This window comes from Pseudomonadota bacterium (assembly GCA_041395565.1).
Classification (GTDB): Bacteria; Pseudomonadota; Gammaproteobacteria; order UBA9214; family UBA9214; genus UBA9214.
Genome location: JAWLAI010000007.1, coordinates 132,923 through 149,746, shown reverse-complemented (window position 1 = coordinate 149,746; position 16,824 = coordinate 132,923). Strand labels below are relative to the sequence as shown.

Sequence of the window (16,824 nt, the reverse complement as noted above, 5' to 3'; positions counted from 1 at the left end):
AATTGCCAGTCCCGTCAACCGGCAGGCGGGCGGTCCGGGTTAGGGATAGGGTGCGAGCCGGCGGCGGCCGAGCACGAGCAGTACGGGCAGGCCCGACAATTGCAGCAGCAGCGCTGCCGGCAGCGGCAGCGTCGTGATGCTGGCGAGTCTTACGTGCGTGTATTCGTACGGGCCGAGGCTGTCGAACACGTAATGATCGAACCATTCGCCGGGCTGCCAGGCGGCCACCGCGCCCGTCGTCGCCGCCGTCCCGTCGTCGACCTCCCGGCAGACGGCGATCGAATTGAGGGCGTACAGACATCCGACCACGCCCTCGACCGTAACGGTGTCCTCGCCGTAATGGCGCTGGAACGGATTGTCGGTCGCGGCCAGCGCGTAACTGCCGGCATGGTAATCCACGAAGATGGTATGACGCTCAGGATCGAAACCGGTCACCGCGCCGGATGCGCTGATGAAGTATCCGGCACGCGCGAAATCGACCTCCAGCGTGAAATCGATTTCCGGTTGCAGTGCGTCGCCGGCAAAACGGTACAACAGCGAACTCGCGAGGGCGGCGGGCGGCGGCAGCAGCGCGCACAGGAAGCACAGTGTCGTTAGCGAGCGAGCGGTTGTAGTCATAGCGCGTGACCTGCCTGGGACGGGTATCCGCCGTGGCCGTGGCGCAGCGCTGCGTGGTCGTGGCTGCACCGCCGTGCCGGTCCGGACGGGCGCGCCGGGTGGGTGGCGGGCAGCCCTCGTAGGGTGTCGTGGCGGTGCGCCGGGTTGCGTCCCTGATTCCACTCTAGGGGCGGTCCCCGTCACTGTCACCTGTACCTTGGTCCAGACCGCTGCTGCGCCGGCGTTCAAACTTTGGCCGCGCCGAGCGATCAATTCCGCACCGGCAGCGATGTCGTCGGCGATTCAGGAGAGCAGGCCATGGGAAGCAGTCGCAGTTGCAGGTTCCGGTTATTCGTCGCTATCGGACTCGGTGCCGCCATGCTGCCGGCTCGGGCCGTGCTGCTTGCGCCGGGCGATTTCGGCGTGGCGTTGCCGGGCACGACCATGGCCGCAGAGCCGCAGCTGGCGGGCACCGTGCTGGTCGACGAATTGATCCCGTTCGCGTTCTCGGCAGGGGCGGGACTGGACGACATCAGCGGGACGGTACAGCAGCGCGTGGTGCGGTCCGCGGTCGACGGCACGCTCGACTTCTACTGGCGGGTCACGAATGCTGACGATTCCGCCGCTGCGATCGGCAGTTTCCGCCTCGGCAATTTCGCGGCGCCCGAATACAACGCCAACTGGCGCAGCGACGGTCTCGGCGATACGGCGCCGAGCCATGCCGACCGCTTTCCCGGCAGTGGCGCTGCGTACGTGAATTTTGATTTCGACGTCTTCTCGCGGGATCCGGCCGACGGCCTGTTGCCGGGCCATTCCTCCTACTTCATGTTCCTGGATACCACGGCGCGGCATTACGCCAGGTCGGCAGTGTACGACCTGACGAACATGGTGCAGAATCCGATCTCTTCGCTGTACGCTGCCTACGCGCCGTGGACCGTGCCCGTCCCCGCCGCGCTCTGGCTGTTCGGTTCCGGCCTGCTGGGCCTGGCCGCGGTTGCCCGCAAGCGGCGTGTCTGAAGCATCCGCGCCGCCGGGTGCATGCCGCTAGGGCGTCGTGACGGAATAGCTTGCCGTGAGGGTATGGCTGGCACCGCCCGCCAGCCGTATCGTGTCAGGGCCGGCATTGGCGGTTTCCACACACAGCATGCGACGGTAATCCGTTGCATCCAGGTCAGCCATGGCGGCAGCCGTTTCGTGCCAGGGATTCCAGACCACCGCGCTCGTGCTGCCTGTCGCTTCGATCCGGATACTGCGTCCATAGGCGGCGTCATGCAGTGTCAGCGCGCGATCCACGCCGGTATAGATGCGGTCGACCTCGGCCGTCACGGTCAGCGGGCCTGACTGGACCCGCTGACTGCCGGCGGCGACCTTGTCCACGTAGGTCAGGTCCTCCAGGCCGTGAACGACGACCTGCGCGATATCCCCCACCGCGAAATAGGTATGCAGCGCCTGGGACAGGTCGACTGCCGCGGCGCCATGGTTGTGCGTGGTCAATGCCAGATGCAGGCTGCTGCCGACCGTGATCTCGAGCTGTGCGGTCATGTCGCCGCCGCAGAGCGCGCGCGCCTCGGCCTGCGGTGTCAGTCCGAGCAGCAGGCGTGTGGCGCCGTCTTCCAGTGCGGCCGTCTGCAGCACGTCCCAGTCGGAGATGCGCGCGCAACCGTGCGCCGGCCGGCCCTTGCCCAGCGGGTCCGGCCCGAACCAGGGCCAGCAGATGGGCACGCCGCCCTTGATGGCCTTGCCGGTCTGGTAGTACGCCTTCTCGCTGAGGAACAGTACCTCGTGTGCCTGCGTCAGCGGGTGCCAGGACAGGACCTGGCCCGCGTACAGCGACACCATCGCGGTGGCATGGGCATTCTGAATGACGGCGACCGGGAAGCCGCCCCGGCCGGTATCGAACTGCAGTTGACCGGGGATGGCGTATTGCGCGCTGAGGGTGTCGATCTGCATGGGGTGGCCTGCGACGTGTCGTTCAGGGAGAACCGGATGTTATCCCGCCGGCCGGGAATTTGTAAGCGCGCCGTTGCTGGCGCGGTGCGCGCGGCGACCGGCGCGGTGGCAGACGGCGTCGGCGCGCCTGCCAGGGGCGGTCGGGGTGCCCGTTTCCTCGCGCTCCGCGCCGACCTATACTCAGCCTCCCGCAATCATTCAGGGTGTCCTGCCATGCCGTACCGCTACTTGCCGCTGCTGCTGCTTGCGCTCCTGCTGCCTGGCGGCTGCGCCAGCTACCGGACGCCGGCGCCTGGCGTCCCACTGGCCGAACTGACCGTCACCGGCAGCGCGCAGTCGGAGCGCCGGCCGGCGGCGGCGTTCCCGGCGCGTATCGCACTGGCGCGGGTGCAGGCGGCGGACTATGCCGCGACCAACCCGTCCTGCCAGGGCAGTGGGCGTTATTGCGTGGTGACGGTGCGCAATATCGAATCCGAGCGTGACATCCAGCGCCTGCGCACGCTGCCGCAGGTGGCCGCACTGGAGGGGCTGCCGCTCGCGCAGTTGCCGCAGACGCTGAACGCGGTCGATGACCTGCGCCCGGTCGCCGCCGCACTCGCCGCCGACCTGCTGCTGCTGTACACGCTGGATACCCGTTTCACGGTCGACGGGGCGGAATACGGCCCGCTTGCCGAACTGAAACCGGGCTATCTGCCGAACCGGCAGGCGCGCGTGAACGCGAAGACCACGGCGGTGCTGGTCGATGCGCGCACGGGTTATGTCTACGGCAGGGTGGAGGCGAACTCGTGGACGGATCAGAACGCCGCGGTCTGGGTGACCCGCGCCGCGATCGAGGACGAGCGGCGGATGACCGAGCGCGCATCCTTCGAGCTGTTCGTCGGCAAGTTCGGGACGTTCTGGCAGGACGTCGTGGCAACCTACGCGCGACACTGAGCGCACCGCTGACGCAGTGCGCGGGCATGCCGCGGCGGCGTTCGGCAGGGCTTGCCGGCGCCCGCGCAGTCACACCGCCAGGCTGTGCCGCGGCACCCGGCTCGGGTCCCGTGGCTGGCACCTGCCGCCGTGCCGTGCGGCCCTTACCCGCGACTCAGTGCATGTCCCCGATCAGGCCATCGAGTTTCGTGCGCACCGCGCCGGCATCCCATTCGAGATCGGCGATACCCACATAGCGGATCTTGCCGGCAGCATCGACCACGAAGGTCGTGGGCAGCACCTTGCTGCCCCAGGCGGCGAATTCGCTGCCGTCCGCATCCAGCAGCACCGGGAATGCCAGGTTGTGCTGCGCTGCGAAATGCCGCACGCGCCGGGCGTCCTCCTCGACATCGATGGCGAGGATCGTGAAGGGCAGGTCCGCGTAGGCGGCCTGCAGGCGCGCCAGGTTCGGCAGCTCCCGCAGGCAGGGCTGACACCAGGTGGCCCAGAAGTTGACGAGCACGACCCGGCCGCGCAGGTCGCTGAGACGGTATTCCCTGCCATCCAGATCCGGCAGCACGAGCTCCGGTACCGGCACCGCGTCCGGTACGGGGAGCAATTCGCCGGCCCGACCGACCTGTGACACGAACAGGGCGGCAGCCAGCAAGAACAGCAAGATCCAGACGTGCAGCGCACCGCCTGCCCTTGCGGGCAGCTTGCCTGGCAATGCATGAATATGTGAATGGCGAAACTCCGGCATCGTTCTGGACCTGTCGGCTGGTGGCTGGCACACGATTGTATGACGGATCATGGCTGCGGACTACGATCCTGATACCGTAGCGTCATGCCAGTTCGTTGCTCCGGGCACCGGCGACGAGTGCTGCGGCGGGTGGAATTTCCGGCAACTGCGGCGCGGCAGCAACCCGCGGCGTGAGCGCCGGTGAGTCGGGTACGGCCAGTTGGCCGCATGCCCGCGGTCATTCAGTGCCGTCATTATCCAGTAACAATCCTGCACTAGATTGTGCGCTCCTCAAGCCACGTTGTCCGTCCAGGAGTACACATCGTATGACCAAGAAAGCATTGACTGTCGCGATCGCATCCGCGCTGGGATTATTCAACATCACCGCCGATGCCGCGGCTGGCGGCTTTAATAATGCCACCGTGCGTGCGGTGGAGTTTATCGGCATGCCGTCTCCGTCCACCCCGGATGAGAAGACCGATATCTACACCAAGGCCCAGGTCATGGTGACCTACCGCAATGGCAAGACCCGGATCTATGACCTGAAATATCATCAGCTGATGGCAACTACCGACGCGATCAACAACAAGGTCGTCGGTGGTCTCTACGATGCCTATGACATGCCCATCGAGGATAGTGAGGGGCAGATCGCCTCGGATGCACCGGATGGCAACTCGTTGATCGCGCTGCCCGGCATGCGTGCTGCCGACCCGCGCAGCAACAACGCACTGGCCTTGGTCACCCAGTACGAATACCGCGGTCTGCCGCCCGCCGGTCTGAGCGGTGACTACTGGAGCAAGCTGCCGGCAACCATGAGCGTGGCCAGTATCGACCAGGACAAGCGCAGCGGCGCGCTGGCGGTAACGGACTATGACAACATCAGCTTTGCCGCGGTGAATGGCCTCTGGATTCCCTGTGCGGCCTCGCTCTCGCCGTGGAACACGCATATCGGCTCGGAGGAGTACGAGCCGGATGCCAAGACCCGGGAGGGGATGGCAGCCGCCTCCGGTACCCAGGATGGCACCGACATCAACAGCTTCAGTCAGTATTTCTTCGGCGATCCGAGTGCCGCCAACGCCTATCATTACGGCCTGGTGCCCGAGGTCCGCGTGCTCCGCAATGGCAAGACCGTCGTCGAGATGCATCACGCCCTGGGCCGTTTCGCGCGTGAGCTGGCCGACGTGCAGCCAGACGGCAGGACGGTCTACATGGGCGACGACGGTGCCTACACGGGCCTGTTCATGTTCGTTGCCGACCGCGTCGGCGATCTCTCGCGCGGTACGCTCTACGCCGGCAAATGGATGCAAACCAGCCCCGTTGGCGCCGAGGGCGGCGCCGCCGACCTGACGTGGATCAAGCTGGGTCACGCCAGCGACGCGGAGATCAAGGCGCTGGTCGACGGTGGGATCAAGTTCAGCGATATCTTCGAGGTCAGCAACGAAGACCCGGGCGATGACTCCTACACCATGGTGCAGACCTATATGGGTACCGAGTGGCTGCGGCTGAAGGACGGCATGGCGCAGGCCGCTGCCTTCCTGGAGACCCGCCGTTATGCCGCCATGCTGGGCGCCACCACCGAGTTCAACAAGATGGAGGGCGTCACCCACAACGCCCGGGACAAAAAGGCCTACATCGTGATGTCACGCGTGGAGAACGGCATGAGCGACAGCAGCGGCGACATCCAGGTGGCCAAGAACAAGGGTGGCGCAGTGTATGAGCTGTCCCTGGAGGGTCGGGTGCGCGACAGCAGCGGCCGGTGGATCCGTTCCAGTTACGTGGCGACCGGCATGGCGAGCATCCCCGAGCTGCTCGGCAGCTACTCCGACACCGCGGACGCCTTCGGCAACAAGTGCGCCCAGGACCGCGTCTGTGACGGCGACAACCTGAAGTACTCGGAGGCCATGCGGACCCTGTTCATCGGCGAGGACACCAGCTATCGCAACAACAACTATGTCTGGGCCTTCAACATCGACAGCCGTAACCTGTCCCGCATCCTCTCGGTTCCGATGGGCGCGGAGGCAACCGGCCTGCAGGTGGTGGACAACTACAACGGCTACGCCTACATCATGGGCAACTTCCAGCACCCGGGCGAGTTCGGCAGCAGCGATCCCCAGTGGGGCGAGATAGCGCCCCTGCTCGACAGCAAGTGGGACAACCGGCACAAGACCGCCATCGGGTACATTGGCACGGTGGACGGCGCATTGCCCGCGATGAAGTGACGAGAGTGCACGATACCACTGTTGCAGCATCCGGCGCCGGGGGTAACCCCGGCGTTTTTTATGCTGCCGCTGTTGTGGACGGCAAGCCTGCAAGCGCAGCAGGTCCGGCATCCTGCTGGCAGCGCAAACTGTACATTCTCCCGGCGCGACATCGGCATCCCGCCTGTCTGGCTGATTCCCGCGTTTCCGGTTGTGGCATCCGGTGCACATGGGCAGGTCATCATGTCGAGCCCGGGCGCTACGGGCCGGACGGGCTGCCGTCGGGGTGACGCGCGGTGCAGTGCGCCCGCAACAGCCCGGGGCTGGCTTGATCGTGGCCGGTAAAAGCGACAGACTCGCCACTCCCGCATTGTTCAACCGACAGGGCTCACAACATGCTCGAATACGTACTGTTTGCGGAACCGCTCAGGGACCGCTTCGTCGCCTGGCTGGAGCACAATGGCATCGACTGCCGGACCGCCGGTGACGGCGAGGCGCTGCTGGTGCTGGTCGACGAGGACATCGACGACCTCACGCAGGAGCGGATCGATGCGCAGTACGACCTGCTGCTGGACGAAAGCGCCCGGCTGGCCGATGCGGCGGACGACTCGCCGGATGCCGTGCATCTGGTCGGCATCCAGTTCCAGCGTGGCGACGGCACGGTGGGCATGGTACGCATCACGCCCGCGCTGGCGAACCGGCTGCACGCATGCCTGGACCTGGTCGAGCTGCAGGCCTTCGTGCAGTCCGTGGTCGATGCCGCGGAATGCCGGGAGGACAAGCCGCTCTGCGCGCGGTGATGCGGCATTGTCTATGGGGCATGTTGCGCGAGGACGGGTGCGCGACGGCCGTTGTCGATCGTCCGCGCTCGGGATCTGTAGCGTCGGCCGCTCAACGGGGCTGGTCTGCGTCAGCTGCGGGTGTGCAGCAGGGCGTGACGCCGCGACGACCCGGCCGCTAGTTCAGCGTAGCGTGTTGTTGCAGATGAACATCAGTTCCAACATGCCGTCGAGCAGCCTGGTATTCGGGCGTTGCAGTGCCGAGGCGACTGCATCCTCCATTGCCTGCGCCGGCATGCCCGGCGCGGGCTGCCCGTCGTCTCCGGAAGCCGGTAGCGGCACCGGTGCCGGGGCGGCAGTCGCCGTGCGCCGTACGCCCAGCTCCTGCCAGCGCGTGATGAAACCGTTGAGTGCCACGACCTTGCGCTGGTTGAGGTCATCGAAGACGAGTCTTTCATCGCATTCCGTGCCGCGCGGCGCCAGCTCCGAGCAGAGTTCTCCGGACGCAATCTTCTCGCTGAGCCGTTGCGCGGCGCGTTGCTGCAGGGATTCGAGTTCGGCTGAAAATGACTCCAGGTCCCGTAGGCGCGCCGTGCGTGACTCGCTCGAGTCTGCCGCGGCGACGGCATCGAGAGCCGTGTTGACGCGACCGAAGAAGTCCGTGCATTCCGCGTCGAGGTTGGCGGAGCAGCCGCAGACGAGCGCAACCGGCAGGACGATGGTCAGTCTGGAAATCATGCGGTTTACCTTCAGTGATCGCGCCGGACCGGTCGAGGGAGCGCGTGGGCTATTGTAATCGATGTCGCCGTTGACGCTACCATCGCCCCGGCCGGGCGCGGCCGTAACGGGCCACGTACCCCGGGCATTGCCGCGGCAGCGGCCGGTGTGCGGGTGTCAGTCTTGCGCCCGCGTGCGGGCATGCTAGGCTATCCAATAACAATAATTCCAAGCCCCAGGCAGGGCGGTCGCCATGAAAGATACAGACAATACCGGGGCAGGCGCACAGCGCAGCGCCGTCATCCTCGGCCGGGATGAATTCACCAGACGCAGCAGGCAGATCGAGGCACGCGCGCAGGCGCGCCGCTACTTCGAGTTCATGCGGCGCGCGGCCATCCGGCGGCAGCTGGTGCATCGCCTCCTGAACCGGGATCGGCAAGCTCCGGACCTGCACAGCCGCGATTGATGCCCCGCGGTGGCCCGACCGCAGTGGCTCGCCTGCTGCTGGATCGGCAGGGCAGCGGTCCTGCCGCAGCCGTGTCGTCAGCGGTTGTATCCACCGCGGCCGGCCAGTAACCTTCACTGCCTAACCCCTGACACCAGCACCCGGAGGTCGTATGGTCTCGAAGCAAGCGGACACCCAGGAAAACCAGTGGTTTCTGGAGAACGAACGCCATCTGCTGGAACAGGCGCGCCTGCAGCAACAGCAGCGCCTGGAGGCCTATCAGCACGAGCATGCAGCGGCGGAACGCGAGCAGCGCCGCAAGACGCATCTGGATGAAGTGCCCCAAGTGCGGCGGCAGCGACATGCGGGAGGAGCATCTAGAGGGTATCGAGGTCGATCGCTGCACGGTCTGCAACGGCCTGTATTTCGACGAGGGCGAGCTGGAGACCCTGCTGATGGGCAAGCAGGAAGGCCGCTTCCGGTTCTATCGCCGGCTGTTCGGGCTGGATTGAGCGTCGTTCACCGGCGGCCGGACCCGCTCCCGGCCGGTTCCGCTCATGACGGGCGGTGCAGCCCGGTCATTTCGAGCTGCCGATGATGCTGGCGAGCACGAGCTGCCTGCCGTGATCCGTGTACGGATTCAGGCCCACCTCGACCGGGATCCTGCGGCCATCGGCCGTCAGCGCCTCGAGCTTGCGGCCTACGCCCATCCGGCGTACCTCGGGACGGCGCAGATACTCCGCGCGCAGGCGTGCATGCGGCCCGCGCTGTTCCGGATTCAGCAGGCTGTCCACGGAACGTCCCGTCAGCTCGCCCTTGCCGTAACCCAGCATCGACTCCGCCGCCGGGTTGCTCAGCACGATCTTGCCCGCGGCGTCGACCACCACCATGCCGACGCTGCTTGCCTCCACCAGCAGGTGGAAGCGCTCCTCCAGTTCCTTGAGGCGCTCCATGTGCACCGCCTGGGCATGGGCATGGGCGATCGCCAGGTGTGACTGCTTTTCCTGGACGTGGCTGCGCAGTAGCAGCAGCAGGCCCCAGGTGTAGGCGATGATCAGCAGCATCGCCGCGAGCAGCAGGTAGAGATAGTTGTCACGGCGCAGGTCGGCGAGCATCCGGGCCGGTTTGTGCGCCAGCAGCAGCAGGGAAAGATCGCTGGAATTGATGACCGGCATGTCGGCGCTGTTGCCGGCATCGGCCAGCACCACGCGGCGTACCGCTTCCTCCGGGGCGAGCTGTTCCCACATCCAGAGACCGTCTGCCCGCATGACGGTGCCTTGCGGTGCCTGCTGGAGCTGTTGCCACAGGGCGGGATAGGCATCGGCAAAGCGCATGCCGGGCGTATGGCGCAAGCCGTCCGTGGCCGAGCGGGCCGCCACGGTCTGCCAGGCGCCCTGCTGGTTGATCAGCGCATAGGTGGTATCCGTGTTCACCTCGCTGACGCTGTGCAGCGCCTCGAGCAGGTGCCGCATGGCGACATCGATGAGCAGGATGCCACGGTTCGCTCCCGCGCCGTCCGCAAGCGGGGTCGCGATGTGGACGACGGCACGCGCGGCGCGATCGTCCGGGTCCGCGGCCGGGGCCGGGTCGAAGCGGGAAACGTAGACCTCGCCCGCGAGCAGGGCGGCCGCCTGGCGGTAATAGTCCCTGTTGCTGACATCCTGCAGCGCATCGGCAGCCACTGCGTAAACGCGCTGCCTGTCACGCACGACGCGCACCCGTTCGTGTCCGGTCGCGTCGACCCAGCGGATCTGCGTGTATATGGGATTGCGGCTGGCGATGGTCAGGAACATGGTTTGGAACGCATCCGTCGCGTGCTGCGGGTCCGCGTCCAGGATCTTGCCGGCTGCCGTTTCCTGGCTCAGGGCGCGCAGCTGGAACAGCGACAGGGAAACGTCAGCAGTCACATTGCTGCCGAGCAGGCGCAGGTCGCTGCGCTCGGCTGCCGCAATCCGCTCGACTTCCGCGCCGATGCGCATGTTCGCGACGGTGCCGGCGAGTGCCAGGATGACGACGATGACGGGCAGGGAGAGCAGCAGGAACTGACGTCCGGGAAACCGCGCGGCACGGGGCCGGTCGGGCGTGACATGGTTGCCGTTCGCATGCATGAACTGGCCCCCCGCGGGAGTCGCCTCCGCATGACACTGCTCGGCGCCGAGTTCTGATCAGGAAACAGCTGAGCGTGGATCAGGCGCTGCGCGGTGACTCCATGACGTGGCTCTGGGATTGCGCCGGGACGCTACCCTGCCAGTATTGCAGCAAGATACCTTTAGCGCCAGTCGTCACTCCGGGTCCGCGTCGGCGGCGGGCGCGGCGGCCGGTGCCGTCGCGTTCGGTGTTGGCGGCCAGGTGCCGCAGCGGCGCCGGTAATTGCTCTCCAGCACTTCCCGGGTGAACGCGTCATCGTGGGCGGCCTCGATCCGGCGTTGCAGCGTCATGCACTCGTCGGCGTCGGCGGGACGTACCTCCATTGCGCTTTCCGGTGCTTGCGTTCCGCCGGCTGCTGCGGGAACGGTGTTCCCGGTGCTGTCCGTCGACGCGTCGATGACACTGCAGTCCATCGGGATCGAGATGACCTGCGGATACTCGTAGGCGGCGCCGGTGCCGACGTCCACGCCCGCGCCGATGATACCGCCGAGCAGGATGTTGCCGAACGCAATGCCCTTGGTGACGGACTCCGCGGCATCGACACTGTCGGATTTCATGCCTTCCTTCGTGCAGGTCACCGTGAGCGCGCCGGCGGCACGGTGCACGGTGACCGATCCGGGGGTGCTGGTCACGTACCAGACACCCTTCTCATTGACGAGCTTGCACCTGGCGCCCGTGCAGCCCGGCGTCTCCACGGTGACGGTCTGCTCCGTGCCGCTGACGATGGCGGCGCACCCGGTGAGCAGGATGCATCCCGCGAGCGCGAGCAGTGTGATGGCGTGACTTGCTACTGTCATGACGCGCGCCTGCGGGGTTGGTGCTATTGCAGGCCGGCAGCCCGGCTTGCCCTGAGTGCCGTATAGGTCTCCTGCGCGGCCTGGTTCAGCAGTTCCGCGATGGTCTGGTGGGTGACCGCGCTGATCTTTTCGCCGGGAGCGCCGCTCATCATGTAGGATTTGCCGTCCCTGATGCCGGACGAATAGGTTTTGTCGAGGACGCTGTTGCCCGCGGCGTCGAGGACCCGCACCTCGACGTCGAGATCGACCTGCGGGGTAATGGCGAAGCCGATGTTCTTGAGCTGGTTGTACGCGTACGAGTACTTGGTCACCCTGGGTTTGACCACGATCGTATAGCTGCCGGCGTCGTCCAGCGATTCGGCATGTTCGGCACCCTGCGTGAAAATGCTGCCGAAGGCCTTGACCGCAAGGCGGTAGGTGATTTCACCGAGCTCGATGCTCAGGTTGGTGCCGCCGCCGGTGAAACTCGTGGGGTTGCCGCTGAAGGTATACCCGGTTTCCTCCCGCGTAGTGTAGATCAATGCCTTGCCGGTCAGCGGTGCATCGACCGCGGGTGGCTCGCCGCCGAAGTCGGGGTTATATGTCGCGACGAAGGAACAACCCGCCAGGTTGACGAGGGCAAGGATAAACGCGATGCGGAGCAAGGCCATGGAAGACTCCCTGATGTCAGTTATTTGAATGTGTGCGGCGCGCTTGCCGCGCTAGCGGGCGTTGTCAGCCGTGATCCATTCGGACCGGCCCGCCGTATGCGAGGGAAAGCCAGACCTGAGCTGCCGCCGGTGCTGGCACCGCGACTGGATTGCTGGCAATTGCCAGACTATTCAGTCGGGTGGCACTGAAACCTCGTATAACCTCTAATCTATCACGAATCGGCCGGTCGCTGTCCACTGCCGGCTTCGCGGGGCAGGGCGGCGGCGTGCGTACGGAGGCTGCTCGGCAGGGCGTAGCCTCCATGCGGATTTCCGAGCGCGGTTCTAGTACGAATGGATTAGTAATCCGGTATTGGCCGGTGGCGCGGACATCGAACTTCCGTAGAGGTGGCTGAGACCCCGATCCATGCTCCAATGCGGTACGTAAGCCCGTCGGGTTGCTGTAGCTGCCTGCGGGTACATGACAACGACAGGATACTAACAATGAGATGCAGGTTGACAGGGTTATTACTGGCCATGCTGTGTTGCGGCATGTCCGGTCCGTCGCATGCGGCGGCGATCAGTCTGACGCCGTCGCCGTTACGGCTCATCGTGGGTGAAATATTCTCACTCGCGGTCAACGGCGCCGGATTCGATGCGCTGGTTACCGGTGGCAGTCTCTCGGTGCTGTGGGATACCGATGTGTTGTTGCCGGGATTCAGCCGAATCAACGCCGCTTTCAGCGTCAGTACGAGCAGCGGGCTGCGCGTGACGGCCATCAACCTGGTGCCGGGCCGTCTCGACATCACCGCGACAAGTCTGCCGAATGCGCCGCCGATCGGGCCGGACTTCGTGTTCGCGCAGCTTGAATTTGTTACGCTCGCTGTCGCGCCCGACCCGACTGTTGTCGAAGTCGTGACCTGACCGGGCGGTCCCTGGCTGGATGCGTCGTTGCAGGATTACGCCGAGGTCCGTTACAGCGCTGCCACGGTTATCGTCACGCCGCCGGATGATGTTCCCCTGCCACCAGCCGCCTGGCTGTTCGGCGGCGGTCTGCTGGTGCTGTTGCCGGCTGTCCGGTCGCACGGCAGGCGGCGGCTGCCGTGGCGCAGCAGCGGCGTCACATTACGCACACGGAATGCCGTGAAACGCGCCTTGAGCAATGCTTGACCCCGCGCTGACGGGTTTGTTACCGACGCTGGTCCATGTACGGCAATAAACTGTCATGCCGGCCGCGGCCACGCGGGTTTGTTGGACAGTTCACTCAGCATATTCCCGTTGCCTGCATTGCGTTGCGCCAATTTAACGTCAAATCGTGTCGGTGCTGGCTGCGCGGCGGCGGCCTAGACCGTAAGTACAATTCACCGCTGCGAATCCGAGGGATAGCATCTATAGTCAAACGGGGCGTGATATCCCGCCCACGCCCGCAATGTCTGCGGCGCAGATGACTGCTGAATGCCAGTGAGGGCAATGTGAAACGACAATAAACGTGCTGGAGCAACGCGACAATGACAATAGCAAATGCGTTCTGGATCCCTGCGCTCGCCATGGCTGCGACGACACTGACCGCGAGCCTGGAAGTCGCGCCGGATATACCGGTGCCCGCTTTCCACCTTGCGCACCCGTCCGTCTTGATACCCGCCTTCACCCACTCACTGCCCGACACCACGACATCCCAGGCTGCCGCAGCAAATGGTCAGCCGGATGACTCCACACCCGAACACGCCGGCGCCGGCGACATCTGGCAGCGGCTGCGCACGGGATTCGTCTTCACGGATCAGTCCCACAACGCCGTGCGGTCGCATCTCGAGACGTTCCGCAAACACGCCTGGCACTTCCGGCAGATCCTGCAGCGCGGCGAGCCGTACCTCTACTACGTGCTCGACCGCGTCGAGGCGCATGGACTGCCGGCGGAACTCGCGCTGCTGCCGGCCATCGAGAGTGCCTTCGATCCCTTTGCGCGTTCGCCAGCGGGTGCCAGCGGTATCTGGCAGTTCATGCCCGAGACCGCCGCCGAATACGGCTTGCGTCGGGATTGGTGGTTCGACGGTCGCCGGGACATCGTCGCGGCCACCGAGGCCGCGCTGACATATCTGAGCGCGCTCCACCGGCGCTACAACGGCGACTGGCTGCTGGCCCTGGCCGCCTACAACGCCGGCAGCGCGCGGGTCGACCGGCTCATCCGCCTTAATCGCGACGCCGGCAAACCGACCGACTTCTGGCACCTGCCGCTGCCTGCGGAAACCCGCAACTACGTGCCGAAACTCCTCGCTGTCTGCGCGCTCATCGCCGACCCCGCGGCGCACCGGATCACGCTGCCCGCGTTGGCGGATGACCGCTTTTTCACTGTGGTCGACACCGGCGGCCCGCTCGATCTGCAGGTCGCCGCCCGGCTGAGCGGAACCACGCTGGAGGAACTGCAGCGTCTCAACCCGGCGCTCACCCGGTCGGTGACGCCGCCCGGCGGCGCGCACCGGCTGCTCGTGCCCAGCGCCAGTGCGCAGCGCTTCCGCGAACGGCTCGCGCAGTTGCCCGACGACCAGCGCGTGCAGTCGGTCGAGTACCGGATCCGTCCGGGCGACACCTTGAGCGCCATCGCTGTCAACAGCCAGACAACGGTTTCCCATCTGCGCAGGCTCAACCAGCTGGACAGCACGCACATCGTCGCGGGCAGACTGCTGATGGTGCCCGTGACGGTGGCGGGCGGGGATGTCAGCGACGTCTAGCGCACACCGGCGCCGCATCCGGAAGGAGCAGTCCGGTCTATCCTGGCTTGCCCGCCTTGCGCCGCCCGGCTACTGAACCCGCACCTTCCACAGCAGCGAGGCGCCGCTGACGATCAGGAGTACGCCGATGAGCGCGAGTTGCTGACGGCGCGTGATGCCGGTGTGGACCCGGTGGCCCAGCAGCAGTCCGAGCCCGGTCAACGGCAACGCCAGCAGGATCGCCTCCAGCATGCGCGCCTGCGCGAACAGGCCCAGGAACAGGAACGTCGCCAGGCGCAGGGCGCCCTCGAACATGAACAGGCCCGAGAGCGTGCCGCGCAGGCGCGATTTGTCGTGCAGCCGGTGCGTGAGGTAGACCACGTACGGCGGACCGCCGGTGCCGAACATCGCCCCGATGAGGCCGCCGCTCAGGCCCGTCGGCAGCGCCCACCAGCGGCTGACCGGCCGCTCGCCGTGGACGTTGAACAGGTAGCGCAGGCCGAAGAAAATCACGAACACCGCCAGTCCGATCAGCAGCGGTTCGCGCGGCAACTTGACCAGCAGCACCGCGCCGATCAGCATGCCGGCGCACGCCGGGGGCATCAGGTCGCGGATCTCGTTCCAGTGCACCTGCAGCCGTGCATGCCCCATGAGCGCGAGCGAGGCCACGAGATCCAGCACCAGCATCATCGGTACGACGAACGACAGCGGCAGGAAATGGGCGAGCAGCGGGATGGCGATCAGGCCGGAGCCGAAGCCCGTGATGCCGCGAATGAAGTAGGCGCCCAGGAGGATGCCGGCGGCGGCGAGGTAATGATCGGGCATGGCTGACCGGTGTGCTGGAAAGACGACGCATTAAACAATCAAAGCGGCAAAAGCGAAAGAGGGCCGGGCCCCGGCGGGCACGCCGGCGCGGCGTCCGGCCCGGCTATGATTTCCCCGCCACGGCCAGGCGTGCCACGGCGCGCCGGTAGAGTGCCTCGTACTTCGCGGCGAGATCGGCGAGCCAGGTCTGGCGGCGGTGGTTCGTATCCAGCGCCTGAAGTTCCTCGAGCAGCTGGCTGATCACGCGCAGCGCCTGGGTCTGGCTCACGACCAGATTGACCTCGAAATCTTCACGCGATGCGGTGATCAGGTCCCTGGCGGTGGCGACGCGCAGGGCATCGAGAATCTTACTGCCAAAGCGGTCGGCCGTCGCTGCGCCGAGGTCGATCGCGGGATCCAGGGCCGCAAGCTTGTCGATCTGGTCCAGGCTCCTCGACGACAGCGTGGCGATGTCGTCGATCAGGGAGGCCGTGGCAGCGGTCGATGCCTGGAAGGTAATGGTGTCCTTGATGATGCGCAGCGCCTTGATGTATCGCTCGTCGCGGAGCAGCGTATGCAGTACGCGGTAGGCATCATCGCGTGCCGCATTGCCCGTGGGGGCGGGCTGCGGGATGGCGGTGAAACTGTCGCAGGCGCAAAGCAGCGGCAGTAGTGCGAGTAACGTCACGGCGAGGCCGGGCAGGGCGCCGGCACGAGGCGGCGGCGCTGCGGGTGCGTTTTGCCTCATCATGGTGGCCGCCCTACGCTGAGGTTACGAATGCGACCGGGAAGACCCGGTCGGGCACGGCCGATTGTACCTTGAAACCGGGGGCGGGCCACGCAGGCGCGCGCCTGCGGCGGGGCGGCGTGGGCCGGCAGACGCCGGCCACGCCTGGGTGATCAGGCGACCGCCTTGTCCTGGCGCGGTAACGGGGGCGAGAGTGCGTCCAGGATGGTGTCTGCCGTCAGTTGCGAGGGCGCTGCACAGAGCAGGACCGGGCAGGGGCAATGTTGTGTCAGCAACCGGTCCGTCGTTCCGGGTTCCGGGTGCTTGATCACCAGGTCGAAATCGCCTTCCGCGGCCGTGCGGGCGATCTCGTGGGTACGCTCGCCGAACAGGACGCGGGCGCGCAGTGCTTCGGCATCGCAGCCGTTCATCAGGACGAACGACTCGAGCCGTGCCAGCCGTTCCCGTAACAGGGAATTCTTCTGCTGGGAGGGCTGCGGCTTGCTCAATTGGGTGTCACCGCCAGGACGGGTATCGATCACATCCAGCAATACCAGATCAGCCAGGCATTGTCTTGCCTCGGTGACGACGTGCTCGAGGGTGTGCAATCCGCTCGGGTCGTCGTCCAGGACGTAAAGTATTTTCATGTCAGGTCTCATCCGTCATCGCCGCATCCG

General features: G+C 66.0%; 18 protein-coding genes. 8 read left to right on the top strand and 10 right to left on the bottom strand.

The window, feature by feature from the left end; all coding sequences use genetic code 11:
* Positions 1 to 39 precede the first annotated feature (39 nt).
* Positions 40 to 618 (bottom strand): hypothetical protein, encoded by a 579-nt coding sequence (locus R3F42_12515; GenBank protein MEZ5542848.1) that lies wholly within the window; start codon positions 616 to 618, stop codon positions 40 to 42.
* Between the two features lie 297 nt (positions 619 to 915).
* Between R3F42_12515 and R3F42_12510 the strand changes: the two genes are divergently transcribed.
* Positions 916 to 1,614 (top strand): VPLPA-CTERM sorting domain-containing protein, encoded by a 699-nt coding sequence (locus R3F42_12510; GenBank protein ID MEZ5542847.1) that lies wholly within the window; start codon positions 916 to 918, stop codon positions 1,612 to 1,614.
* 27 nt (positions 1,615 to 1,641) lie between these two features.
* On the opposite strand, the gene R3F42_12505 is transcribed toward R3F42_12510, so the two are convergent.
* A complete protein-coding gene (locus tag R3F42_12505; GenBank protein MEZ5542846.1) occupies positions 1,642 to 2,547 on the bottom strand; it encodes a D-hexose-6-phosphate mutarotase in 906 nt (301 codons plus the stop codon).
* Positions 2,548 to 2,760: 213 nt separating this feature from the next.
* Here R3F42_12505 and R3F42_12500 point away from each other — a divergent pair, with 213 nt between their 5' ends.
* Positions 2,761 to 3,480 carry a hypothetical protein gene (locus tag R3F42_12500; GenBank protein ID MEZ5542845.1) on the top strand — a complete coding sequence of 240 codons (720 nt, stop codon included), beginning with the start codon at positions 2,761 to 2,763 and terminating at the stop codon, positions 3,478 to 3,480.
* Positions 3,481 to 3,634: 154 nt separating this feature from the next.
* Here the strand turns inward: R3F42_12500 and R3F42_12495 are convergent, their stop codons facing one another.
* Positions 3,635 to 4,219 carry a TlpA disulfide reductase family protein gene (locus R3F42_12495; protein MEZ5542844.1) on the bottom strand — a complete coding sequence of 195 codons (585 nt, stop codon included), beginning with the start codon at positions 4,217 to 4,219 and terminating at the stop codon, positions 3,635 to 3,637.
* Positions 4,220 to 4,524: 305 nt separating this feature from the next.
* Here R3F42_12495 and R3F42_12490 point away from each other — a divergent pair, with 305 nt between their 5' ends.
* Together R3F42_12490 and R3F42_12485 are read left to right on the top strand one after the other, a co-directional pair.
* Entirely contained in the window at positions 4,525 to 6,417 is a 1,893-nt protein-coding gene (locus R3F42_12490) for a DUF839 domain-containing protein (GenBank protein ID MEZ5542843.1), read from the top strand.
* A gap of 374 nt (positions 6,418 to 6,791) precedes the next feature.
* Complete coding sequence (locus R3F42_12485; protein ID MEZ5542842.1) at positions 6,792 to 7,196, top strand: hypothetical protein; 405 nt, start codon at positions 6,792 to 6,794, stop codon at positions 7,194 to 7,196.
* A gap of 162 nt (positions 7,197 to 7,358) precedes the next feature.
* Here the strand turns inward: R3F42_12485 and R3F42_12480 are convergent, their stop codons facing one another.
* Entirely contained in the window at positions 7,359 to 7,913 is a 555-nt protein-coding gene (locus R3F42_12480; protein MEZ5542841.1) for a hypothetical protein, read from the bottom strand.
* Positions 7,914 to 8,145: 232 nt separating this feature from the next.
* Here R3F42_12480 and R3F42_12475 point away from each other — a divergent pair, with 232 nt between their 5' ends.
* Both R3F42_12475 and R3F42_12470 read left to right on the top strand, forming a co-directional pair.
* Entirely contained in the window at positions 8,146 to 8,358 is a 213-nt protein-coding gene (locus tag R3F42_12475; protein MEZ5542840.1) for a hypothetical protein, read from the top strand.
* A 311-nt stretch (positions 8,359 to 8,669) separates the two neighbouring features.
* Positions 8,670 to 8,849 carry a zf-TFIIB domain-containing protein gene (locus R3F42_12470; protein MEZ5542839.1) on the top strand — a complete coding sequence of 60 codons (180 nt, stop codon included), beginning with the start codon at positions 8,670 to 8,672 and terminating at the stop codon, positions 8,847 to 8,849.
* Between the two features lie 66 nt (positions 8,850 to 8,915).
* On the opposite strand, the gene R3F42_12465 is transcribed toward R3F42_12470, so the two are convergent.
* The 3 genes from R3F42_12465 to R3F42_12455 all read right to left on the bottom strand — a co-directional run bounded on the left by R3F42_12465 (position 8,916) and on the right by R3F42_12455 (position 11,932).
* Entirely contained in the window at positions 8,916 to 10,445 is a 1,530-nt protein-coding gene (locus tag R3F42_12465) for a PAS domain S-box protein (GenBank protein MEZ5542838.1), read from the bottom strand.
* Between the two features lie 174 nt (positions 10,446 to 10,619).
* Positions 10,620 to 11,282, bottom strand: a complete 663-nt coding sequence (locus R3F42_12460) for a hypothetical protein (GenBank protein MEZ5542837.1) — start codon at positions 11,280 to 11,282, stop codon at positions 10,620 to 10,622.
* Between the two features lie 23 nt (positions 11,283 to 11,305).
* Entirely contained in the window at positions 11,306 to 11,932 is a 627-nt protein-coding gene (locus R3F42_12455) for a hypothetical protein (protein MEZ5542836.1), read from the bottom strand.
* 531 nt (positions 11,933 to 12,463) lie between these two features.
* On the opposite strand from R3F42_12455, the gene R3F42_12450 reads away from it, so the two are divergent.
* Both R3F42_12450 and R3F42_12445 read left to right on the top strand, forming a co-directional pair.
* On the top strand, positions 12,464 to 12,835 hold the full coding sequence (locus R3F42_12450) for a hypothetical protein (GenBank protein ID MEZ5542835.1): 372 nt from the start codon (positions 12,464 to 12,466) through the stop codon (positions 12,833 to 12,835).
* Between the two features lie 584 nt (positions 12,836 to 13,419).
* Positions 13,420 to 14,637, top strand: coding sequence for a transglycosylase SLT domain-containing protein (locus tag R3F42_12445; protein MEZ5542834.1), 1,218 nt, complete (start codon positions 13,420 to 13,422; stop codon positions 14,635 to 14,637).
* 69 nt (positions 14,638 to 14,706) lie between these two features.
* Here R3F42_12445 and R3F42_12440 read toward each other — a convergent pair whose 3' ends face one another.
* The 3 genes from R3F42_12440 to R3F42_12430 all read right to left on the bottom strand — a co-directional run bounded on the left by R3F42_12440 (position 14,707) and on the right by R3F42_12430 (position 16,794).
* On the bottom strand, positions 14,707 to 15,441 hold the full coding sequence (locus R3F42_12440; protein ID MEZ5542833.1) for a sulfite exporter TauE/SafE family protein: 735 nt from the start codon (positions 15,439 to 15,441) through the stop codon (positions 14,707 to 14,709).
* Positions 15,442 to 15,544: 103 nt separating this feature from the next.
* Positions 15,545 to 16,171 carry a hypothetical protein gene (locus R3F42_12435; GenBank protein ID MEZ5542832.1) on the bottom strand — a complete coding sequence of 209 codons (627 nt, stop codon included), beginning with the start codon at positions 16,169 to 16,171 and terminating at the stop codon, positions 15,545 to 15,547.
* Between the two features lie 149 nt (positions 16,172 to 16,320).
* Complete coding sequence (locus R3F42_12430) at positions 16,321 to 16,794, bottom strand: universal stress protein (GenBank protein MEZ5542831.1); 474 nt, start codon at positions 16,792 to 16,794, stop codon at positions 16,321 to 16,323.
* Positions 16,795 to 16,824: the final 30 nt, after the last annotated feature.